Source organism: Pseudemcibacter sp., assembly GCF_965661635.1.
Taxonomy (GTDB): domain Bacteria; phylum Pseudomonadota; class Alphaproteobacteria; order Sphingomonadales; family Emcibacteraceae; genus Pseudemcibacter.
In genome coordinates, this window is record NZ_CBFIEP010000179.1 from 1 (window position 1) to 8,623 (window position 8,623).

Consider the following 8,623-nt stretch of genomic DNA (forward strand, 5'->3'; position numbering starts at 1 on the left):
GATTGGCGAAACGCGCGGCACTGGGTCTAGCCCGAAACGGCAGTTACGCCGGAAACGGTTCAGGCGATATATTCATCGCCTTTTCAACAGCAAACGATAACGCCAAACAAGGTGGCGCAGTGACAATGGTCAAAATGATCACCAATGATGAAATCGACCCGCTTTTCCTAGGCACCGTTCAAGCGACCGAGGAAGCCATCATCAACGCGCTCGTTGCGGGGAAGGACATGATGGGTACTCAAGGAAGAACAGTAAAAGCCATTTCCCACGAAAAACTTCAACAAATTATGCAACAGCATAATCGGTTAGAGCAATAAAATAATAAATTACTAGGGGGAAAGAATGTCTGCTATCGGCTCTAAGTGGACGTTCGCAAAACACTATATCGTTACATTAGAAAATAGATAGACGGACGTAGAAAAATAACGTTCCTATCTTTCGTGAAAACGAACCTCCATAATTGATTAAGGTCAATTCAAACATTCAACATTATGAGTATACTGAGTTCCCATTTCTCGAAAAGAAAGTAATTTCTATGTTGAAACAAGAAAATGAAGAATTCGAATGCAAGACTTCTTATATCGTAACTGATATTGAAAAACAGCTTGTTAATTTTATGCGCATCGCCTTATTGGCCCCCTCAAGCCATAATACCCAACCTTGGCGTTTTAAAGCTACCACGACGTACGTAGAGATTTTTGCGGATAAGGTCGCGTAGATTGCCGATTGTTGATCCGAATGATCGTGAGCTGACAATTAGCTGTGGTGCGGCAATAGGCTTTTTTGAAATTGCGGGCCGTCGTTCGGGCTACGATACCAACGTAACATATAATGAGGATGCTGATAAACCAGATTTATTAGCAAGACTTGAACTGAAGAAGGGGTCTTCACCAACCACTAAAGAGATCAATCTATTTAACGCTATTTCCAATCGCGCAACTAATCGAAATACATTTTCTATGCAACCGGTGCCTGATGATATTTTAGAAAAGTGCAAAGACATATCACAAAACTTCGATGTATCTTTATCAATATCAGAACCGGAAGCTGACCGAAAAGCAATAGCAGAGCTTGTGTCTCTGGGTGATAAGATACAATTTGAAGACTCTTGTTTTCGCGATGAACTAGCCCATTGGGTTCGCTCTTCAAGTTTAGGGAACAAGGATGGTGTGTCGGGCAAAAACTTTGGGATGCCTGATATATTGTCACCCGTCGGGCAGTTTGTTATCCGTACCTTCGATATTGGTAATGGAGTGGCAGCAGACGACAAAAAGAAAATTGTCTCGGGATCGCCCGTCTTGGCACTATTTGGAACCTCTGATGACACCCAGAAATCATGGATTAATACCGGTAGAGCATTGGCTCATGTTCTTTTGTATCTAACATCCTGTAATCTTTCATCCTCCTATCTCAATCAGCCAATAGAGGTTAAAAAACTTCGTCATAAATTAAAAATAGCGGCCAAATTGAAATCTCAACCACAAATATTAATTCGAGTAGGATACAGTGAGCATACTCTTTCTCCTACAGTGCGCAGAGAATTGGCTGATGTCTTGCTCGTGTGATATAAAAACTTTTATATTCAATCCGCCCCAATGTCCGCTTTGGGTCGGAAACAGACCTAAGAAAAAATCTATTTCTCAATCGGAAAAACGTAGATTTCGCCATCTTTAATGGCAAAGGCGACTTCGCCATTTTTTAGGGCGATTGCGTTTTTGCCGAAAAGATCATATCGCCAACCATGAAGTGCTTTTACGTCTGCGTCATCGCTTTCAGCAATTTTTTCAAGATCCTCGACATTTGCCAGTAACTTCGGTGCGACATTTTCCGATTTGCAAACGAGTTTAAGAAGGACTTTTAAAAGTTCAACGATAGGGTCCGTATTTTGTGACGGTGGTTTTCGGCGAGAAATTTTCGGTAATGCATCATCCGGAAGCTCAAGACTTTCTTTTATAGCGTTAATAATGTCTTTGCCGCTTTTGCTACTCGCGAAATTGGCGCCGAGGCCACGAATGCTTGTGAGTGCGTTTGTATGGGTTGGGCGTACGGCGGAAAGCTCAAGTAATACTTCATCGCGCATGATGCGGTTTCTGGGCATATTGCGGCGTTGTGCTTCTTCTTCGCGCCATTCAGCAATGCGGTGCACGATCGCATTGAAACGGCGATTGCTGTTTCTGATTTTAATACGTTTCCACGCATCTTTTGGCTGAATTGTATATGTATCGATATTAAGCATATCGCCGATTTCTTCACTTAGCCAATGTTCACGCCCTGATTGTTCTAATTTCTCTTTTAATTTTTTATATGTGGTTCTTAAGTGCGTCACATCACCAAGCGCATAATCAATTTGACGTTGGGTGAGGGGGCGTCTTGACCAGTCCGTGAACCTAGTGCTTTTATCCAGTGTTTTATTACAAAGTGCCATGACAAGTTTTTCATATCCAATACTGTCGCCAAACCCGCACACCATGGCGGCAATTTGAGAATCAAATAATGGTTTTGGAACCACATTCGCCTGATTGACAAAAATTTCAATATCTTGTTTGGCGGCATGGAAAACTTTAACAACATTTTCATTGGTCATCAGGTCATAAAAAGGTGCGAGATCAAGGCCACCTGCCAATGTATCAATTGCATGGTATTCATTGTCATCCGCTATTTGGATAAGACATAGCTTGGAATAATATGTTTTATCCCTTAGAAATTCGGTATCAACCGTAACATAGTCTGATTTCGAAAGGCGATCGCATAAGGCATTCAAGGCCTCATTTGTAGTAATAACACTCATATATACCCTTAATATATTGGCTCAAATGAAAGATTAACTTGACTATGCGACAATAAAGCATAAAAACACTCTAAAATGAACTTGAATATTTAAAAAAGTAGAAGAAAGATTATGCACGAATATAGATCCCATACTTGTAATGATCTTCGCAGCGAACAGAGTGGTGAAGCTGTACGCCTTTCTGGATGGGTGCACCGTAAGCGTGACCACGGCGGATTATTGTTTATTGACTTACGCGACCATTATGGTGTTACGCAATGTGTTTTTGATAGTGATTTTAAAGATATTTTTGACATTGCTGATAATGTGCGCGCGGAGAGTGTGATCCGTGTTGAAGGTGAAGTTATTAAACGTGATAACGAAGCAATTAACCCTGACCTACCAACGGGTGAAGTAGAAATTTTGGTTAAAAAGGTTGATGTACTGAGCGAAGCAGCCGAACTTCCTATGCCAGTATTTGGTGATCAGGAATATCCGGAAGATATTCGTCTTAAATACCGTTTCCTTGATCTTCGTCGTGACCGTATTCATAGCAATATAGTACTTCGTTCTGATGTTATTTCCAGCATTCGTCGACGCATGGTTGACCAAGGGTTTCGCGAATACCAAACACCAATCTTAACGGCGTCTTCACCGGAAGGGGCGCGTGATTTCTTGGTTCCAAGCCGCATGCACCCGGGTAAATTTTATGCACTGCCACAAGCGCCGCAACAATTTAAGCAGCTTTTAATGATGGCAGGTTTTGACCGTTATTTCCAAATTGCACCTTGTTTCCGTGATGAAGATGCACGTGCTGATCGTTCACCTGGTGAATTTTATCAGCTTGATATGGAAATGTCTTATGTGACACAGGAAGATGTGTTCGCAGCAATTGAACCAGTTATGCAAGGAATTTTCGAAGAATTTTCAGATAAGAAAGTAACCGCGGCACCATTCCCGCGTATTTCCTTCGCTGATAGTATGATGAAATACGGCAATGATAAACCTGATCTGCGTAATCCGGTTGAAATTTGTGATGTGACGGAAGTATTTGATGGTTCCGGATTTGGCATTTTTGCGGGTGCAATTAAAAATGGCGCCGTCGTGCGCGCTGTTCCAGCACCGGGTGCAGGTGGCAGTCAGCCACGCTCATTCTTTGATAAAATGAATGATTGGGCGCGCGGCGAAGGCTTTGCAGGGCTTGGCTATATCCGTTTTAAAGACGGCGAAGCAATGGGACCGATTGCAAAGAACCTTGATGAGGACCGCATTGCGAAACTTATGGAAATTGCAAAGCTTGATGGAAATGACGGTGTCTTTTTCTCATGTGGTAAAGCAAGCGAAGCAGCTAAACTAGCGGGGTTTGCTCGTACTAAAGTTGGTGAGGACTTAGAATTAATCAATGATGATGAATTTAAGTTTTGCTGGATCGTTGATTTCCCAATGTATGAATATGATGAGGAAGCCAAAAAACTCGATTTCAGTCATAACCCATTCTCAATGCCACAAGGTGGCTTAAAAGCATTAAACACAATGGATCCGGAAGAAATTCTTGGATATCAATATGATATTGTTTGTAATGGTATTGAGCTTTCATCGGGCGCAATTCGTAACCATGTCCCTGAAATTATGTATAAAGCTTTTGAAATTGCCGGATATGGGCCAGAAGTGGTTGAGGAACGTTTTGCAGGAATGCTTAATGCCCTTAAATACGGTGCACCACCCCATGGTGGTATTGCCCCGGGTGTTGACCGTATCGTTATGCTTCTGGCTGATGAACCAAATATTCGTGAAGTTATTGTTTTCCCAATGAACCAAAAAGCGGAAGACTTGATGATGAATGCACCAAGCGAAGTTGAAATGAAACAATTACGTGAACTTCATCTTCGCACAATTGTACCAGAAGAGACAAAATCTTAAGTTTTAAAGTTGTATATTTGAGGAAAAGGCATGTTCCATAGGGAGCATGCCTTTTTTAATTTTAGATATAAATACTATTTAAAAGTATTAGGTTTTTCCGTACTTGGTTAAGCCTGTATATCGACGTTATTGCCTACACTTGGCCCAGTATCAGCTTCTACTGCTTTTTGTGCATTCACAGAATCTTCAATTTTGCCTTCTTCGGCGTCTCTCGCAACGGCTGCATTTTCTTGACTACCGCTGCGTCCTGCATCAATCTGTATCTGTGATGAAGCATTACTTGCTGCTGCTATATCAACCATAATAAATCCTTACTTTTTAAACTCACCCTAAATTAACAATTAGGTTTTAACAAATTGTTAATTAATTGATTGCTTTTTATCCAATAAATATATTCTGTATTATAAGAGTTAATGCTAGTATAGCAATCGATTTCAATTTCATAAAATATACGGAGCCATAATGCATAGTTTAATTTATAAGCCATTGAAGTTATTTTCATGTTTATCTTTGATAGCTTTTCTGATGGCATGTGGTGGGGGCGGTGAACATGAACCGGTATATGATGAAAATAAGCCACTGGATTCTAAACGAAGAATAAACGGCGAATTGCCGTTTTCCAGTCCATCTTTAATGAAAATGGCGGATTCATTTAGATCTGCATCCGATTACCCAAATGCCATTAGGCTTTATCAACGGGTTGCAAATGAAAGTCCAAAGCATGTGACGTCGAGATTAGCCTTAGGACAAATTTATCAGCAAATTGGATCAATGGACGGCGCGGCCGTTTATTATCAACAAGTGCTTAATTTGCAGCAAGATAATACGGAGGCCCAATTGGGATTAGGGCAGGCAATGGTTTTTTCTAATCGCCCCCTAGAAGCGGTCGGTTATTTAGAAGAAGTAGCCGCAAAAACACCCAGTAATTTTAGAATATATAATAGCATAGGTCTTGCTTATGATTTGCAAGGGCTACATGGAAAGGCGCAGGAAGCATATGGAAAAGGGCTAAATATTATGCCTGATCATATCTCGCTTTTAAATAACCTTGCGTTATCTCTGGCTATAGAAAATGAATATGCACCTGCGATCCAGCTCCTAACCAAAACGGTCAATATTGATTATAGCCAAACCACAGCGCAGCAAAATTTGATCATGGTATATGCTATGTCTGGTGACGAAGAAGCGGCAAGAACAATGGCAAATAGCTTTATGACACAGCAAGAAGTTGAAGAAAATATGGAGCATTACCGTTGGCTTAAAAGCTTAAGTAGTCAAAGAAGAGCTCAGGCGATCTTTCTAAACCTTAGATCTTTCCCAGACGATGAGGCGATAGCAGCAGGCAAAGTTGTTCAAGGACTAGACCCATTGCAAGAAGAAGTGATCACCGATGAAAAAAAATTAATGCTAATTGATATTTTAAATGCGGAAGAAAATAATGCGCCTATGTTAGAAAAGATGGAACAGGAAACCGATTTAACGGAAACGCCAGAATCTGCTGTATCTGTTGATCCAGAAGAAATGATTCCTGAAGCTAATATGGGCGATATGGTAAACGCGCAATATAAATTACAATTAGGCTCTTACCCATCAGAAGAAGAACTTCAATCTGATTGGCAAAGATTAAATAAACTGGCCCCCGAATTGTTGCAAAATTCGGTTATGACCATAGAAAATGTTATAACTGTTAATGGGAGCACGCGGTATCGTTTATTTGTAAATGAATATACAGGTTTTAGTGCAGCACAAGAATTTTGCACTGCTTTATCTGACCGAAAAGTACCTTGTTTGGTCATGAATATCGAAAATTAAAAATAATCCTTTTCTCTGACTGAAAAGTAAAATATGTATGTCGCAACATGTTTTATGGAAGATGGTATGGATCATAACGAAATTAAAAAATTATTCGGTTTAAAAACCGATAAATGTCAGTCAATGACTGAATTGCGCGCTGAAATTGATCTTTTGGACCGTACCATAGTTGATATGCTCTCTATCCGCAAAACCTATATGGAGCAGGCTGCCGAGATAAAACAAAGCCGTGATACCGTAAGAGATAATGACCGTGTGGAAGAGGTGGTTGCAAAAGTAACAGCACATGCCATTAAAAGCGGAGCTGATCCAGAATTGGTTTCTGGTTTATATAGAACCATGATCGAATGGTCGATTAATTATGAATTTGTAAAGTTCGACGGATTAAAAAGTAAAACCGAAGAATAACTGCTTATCCTTTTGAAAAATTTACATTTAACTTTCTAAAGCCAAACTTCTCAGTAATATCATGATATTTAAAATTCACAGGCAATAAAGTGACCTTGGGATTACTTAGTGAAAAATATTCCTGTAAGCCACGATAAATATCACTGAGTCCTCCAGCCAGCATTAAAATAAGTAGCGGTATAAAGCTAAGACCGATGAGATTTAAGATGATATCCATTATGCATTCCTTTATTTTGTTCTGATTATGTTCTAATTTAAGTCGAAAGATATGTCAAGAACAAAAAAGAACAAAAGTGGAATAAATGATATTAATCCAAAATAATCTGGTTGAACGTATAAAATAAAAATCGTATAATTTCACTAATATCAATCATCAGGATAATTTTCATGAATATCACTAAACTTTCTAGAAATACTTTTGTCGCTCTTCTGATTTTGCTTTTCTTTTCAGCGGTTAGTTTCGCGCAAATGGTGCCACTAACAGAAAAAGGTGAGCAAGAAGCATTTGGAAACCTTAAAGTCGTTAGCCAATATGGACATGTGGTTTTTGCCGATCAGCCGGATAAAGCAACAGTTGGTATATTAAAAGATCATGACATTGGATTGGTTATCAGTATCCGCGGTGAAGCAGAAGACGAAGGGTTTGACGAGAGAAAAGCCGTCGAAGAGCAGGGCATTCCATTTGTTCAAATCCCTTATATGAAAGGCCGCTCTATTGATCTTGGCGCGATGGATGACATTTTATCTGTTGTAAATGCTGCAGGGGAAAATGGCACAAAGATTATGTTACATTGCACCCATTCTCAGCGTGCAGGATCACTTTTAGGGGCTGCGCTCTATCGTGATTATGGTGTTTCAAAAGAAGAATCAATGAAAATTGCTGATGATGCGGGTCTTAAAAGTGAATTTCTAGCCAAGATGCACAGCGAATTTTTAGATACGCTAAAATAAGGTATATATTATGTTTAAAAAGTTATTATTCGCTCTTACTGCTATGATGGTAGCCAATATAGCGTCGGCACAAAACCTTGACCATTTGACCGAAGAAAAGCAAATGGAACCCTTTGGGAATATGAAAAAGGCATCTTATGTCGGTAATGTTCTTTATGGTGGGCAACCAGACGAAGAAACCATTAAAATGTTAAAGGAAAAAGGCTTTAACATGATTATCAGCGTCAAATATGATGATGAAAAAGTGGCGTTTGATCAACAGCAAATCGTTGAAGAAAATGGAATGTCATTTGCGCGCATCCCTTATTTTAAAGGCAGCATTAACGATAAAGTTAGAAATGTCGATGATGAGGGCATTGCTGAGTTATCAAAAATGTTATCTGATGCGACAAAAAGCGGTCAAAAAGTCTTTATGCATTGCCAATCAGGTCAGCGTGCCGCCGCCGCATTAGGATCAGTACTTGCACGTGATTACGGGTATTCAAAAGAGCAGGCAATGGATATTGCCGCAAAAGCAGGACTTACCAGTAAGAATACGGGTGCTGCCTTTGAACGCTACCTGGACCAATTGAAATAATATAATACAAAAAATAAATGAGCCGATGCCGATGAAAAAAATTCTATTAATGTTATTTATGGGCGTTTTTTTCGGCTCATTTTCTTATGCGGATGATATTGACCGTATTACGGAAAAACCAAATACACCATTTGGTAATTTAAAAACTATGCCTCATTTAGGTAATGTGGTTTACGCGGCTCAGCCCG

General features: G+C 39.8%; 11 protein-coding genes. 8 read left to right on the forward strand and 3 right to left on the reverse strand.

Annotation, left to right across the window (positions count from 1 at the left end; all coding sequences use genetic code 11):
• From ACTF6W_RS11750 to ACTF6W_RS11760, 3 genes are all read left to right on the forward strand, one after another.
• Positions 1-317 (forward strand): P1 family peptidase (locus ACTF6W_RS11750; RefSeq protein WP_438994738.1); only part of this gene is annotated, 317 nt, incomplete at its 5' end.
• A 218-nt stretch (positions 318-535) separates the two neighbouring features.
• Positions 536-718, forward strand: coding sequence for a nitroreductase family protein (locus ACTF6W_RS11755; RefSeq protein ID WP_438994739.1), 183 nt, complete (start codon positions 536-538; stop codon positions 716-718).
• Complete coding sequence (locus tag ACTF6W_RS11760) at positions 699-1,565, forward strand: Acg family FMN-binding oxidoreductase (protein ID WP_438994740.1); 867 nt, start codon at positions 699-701, stop codon at positions 1,563-1,565. The genes ACTF6W_RS11755 and ACTF6W_RS11760 overlap by 20 nt, the downstream gene beginning before the upstream one ends.
• Positions 1,566-1,633: 68 nt before the next feature.
• Here ACTF6W_RS11760 and rnd read toward each other — a convergent pair whose 3' ends face one another.
• The gene (rnd, locus tag ACTF6W_RS11765) at positions 1,634-2,788 is read right to left on the reverse strand and encodes a ribonuclease D (protein ID WP_438994741.1); all 1,155 of its coding nucleotides are present in this window, start codon (positions 2,786-2,788) and stop codon (positions 1,634-1,636) included.
• A gap of 111 nt (positions 2,789-2,899) precedes the next feature.
• Here rnd and aspS point away from each other — a divergent pair, with 111 nt between their 5' ends.
• Positions 2,900-4,687 (forward strand): aspartate--tRNA ligase, encoded by a 1,788-nt coding sequence (aspS, locus tag ACTF6W_RS11770; RefSeq protein ID WP_438994742.1) that lies wholly within the window; start codon positions 2,900-2,902, stop codon positions 4,685-4,687.
• Between the two features lie 107 nt (positions 4,688-4,794).
• Here aspS and ACTF6W_RS11775 read toward each other — a convergent pair whose 3' ends face one another.
• On the reverse strand, positions 4,795-4,989 hold the full coding sequence (locus ACTF6W_RS11775) for a hypothetical protein (RefSeq protein WP_438994743.1): 195 nt from the start codon (positions 4,987-4,989) through the stop codon (positions 4,795-4,797).
• A 160-nt stretch (positions 4,990-5,149) separates the two neighbouring features.
• Between ACTF6W_RS11775 and ACTF6W_RS11780 the strand changes: the two genes are divergently transcribed.
• Positions 5,150-6,499, forward strand: coding sequence for an SPOR domain-containing protein (locus ACTF6W_RS11780; protein ID WP_438994744.1), 1,350 nt, complete (start codon positions 5,150-5,152; stop codon positions 6,497-6,499).
• Between the two features lie 33 nt (positions 6,500-6,532).
• Complete coding sequence (locus ACTF6W_RS11785; RefSeq protein WP_438994745.1) at positions 6,533-6,907, forward strand: chorismate mutase; 375 nt, start codon at positions 6,533-6,535, stop codon at positions 6,905-6,907.
• Between the two features lie 4 nt (positions 6,908-6,911).
• Here ACTF6W_RS11785 and ACTF6W_RS11790 read toward each other — a convergent pair whose 3' ends face one another.
• Positions 6,912-7,124 (reverse strand): hypothetical protein, encoded by a 213-nt coding sequence (locus tag ACTF6W_RS11790; RefSeq protein WP_438994746.1) that lies wholly within the window; start codon positions 7,122-7,124, stop codon positions 6,912-6,914.
• Between the two features lie 170 nt (positions 7,125-7,294).
• Between ACTF6W_RS11790 and ACTF6W_RS11795 the strand changes: the two genes are divergently transcribed.
• On the forward strand, positions 7,295-7,858 hold the full coding sequence (locus tag ACTF6W_RS11795) for a hypothetical protein (RefSeq protein WP_438994747.1): 564 nt from the start codon (positions 7,295-7,297) through the stop codon (positions 7,856-7,858).
• A gap of 10 nt (positions 7,859-7,868) precedes the next feature.
• Entirely contained in the window at positions 7,869-8,435 is a 567-nt protein-coding gene (locus tag ACTF6W_RS11800) for a hypothetical protein (RefSeq protein ID WP_438994748.1), read from the forward strand.
• Positions 8,436-8,623 lie beyond the last annotated feature (188 nt).

Bases quoted from the DNA above. Each gene is read 5' to 3' on its own strand.
- ACTF6W_RS11755 (WP_438994739.1), top strand. From the start codon at position 536: ATGTTGAAACAAGAAAATGAAGAATTCGAATGCAAGACTTCTTATATC.
- rnd (WP_438994741.1), bottom strand. From the start codon at position 2,788: ATGAGTGTTATTACTACAAATGAGGCCTTGAATGCCTTATGCGATCGC.
- aspS (WP_438994742.1), top strand. From the start codon at position 2,900: ATGCACGAATATAGATCCCATACTTGTAATGATCTTCGCAGCGAACAG.
- ACTF6W_RS11775 (WP_438994743.1), bottom strand. From the start codon at position 4,989: ATGGTTGATATAGCAGCAGCAAGTAATGCTTCATCACAGATACAGATT.
- ACTF6W_RS11780 (WP_438994744.1), top strand. From the start codon at position 5,150: ATGCATAGTTTAATTTATAAGCCATTGAAGTTATTTTCATGTTTATCT.
- ACTF6W_RS11785 (WP_438994745.1), top strand. From the start codon at position 6,533: ATGTATGTCGCAACATGTTTTATGGAAGATGGTATGGATCATAACGAA.
- ACTF6W_RS11790 (WP_438994746.1), bottom strand. From the start codon at position 7,124: ATGGATATCATCTTAAATCTCATCGGTCTTAGCTTTATACCGCTACTT.
- ACTF6W_RS11795 (WP_438994747.1), top strand. From the start codon at position 7,295: ATGAATATCACTAAACTTTCTAGAAATACTTTTGTCGCTCTTCTGATT.
- ACTF6W_RS11800 (WP_438994748.1), top strand. From the start codon at position 7,869: ATGTTTAAAAAGTTATTATTCGCTCTTACTGCTATGATGGTAGCCAAT.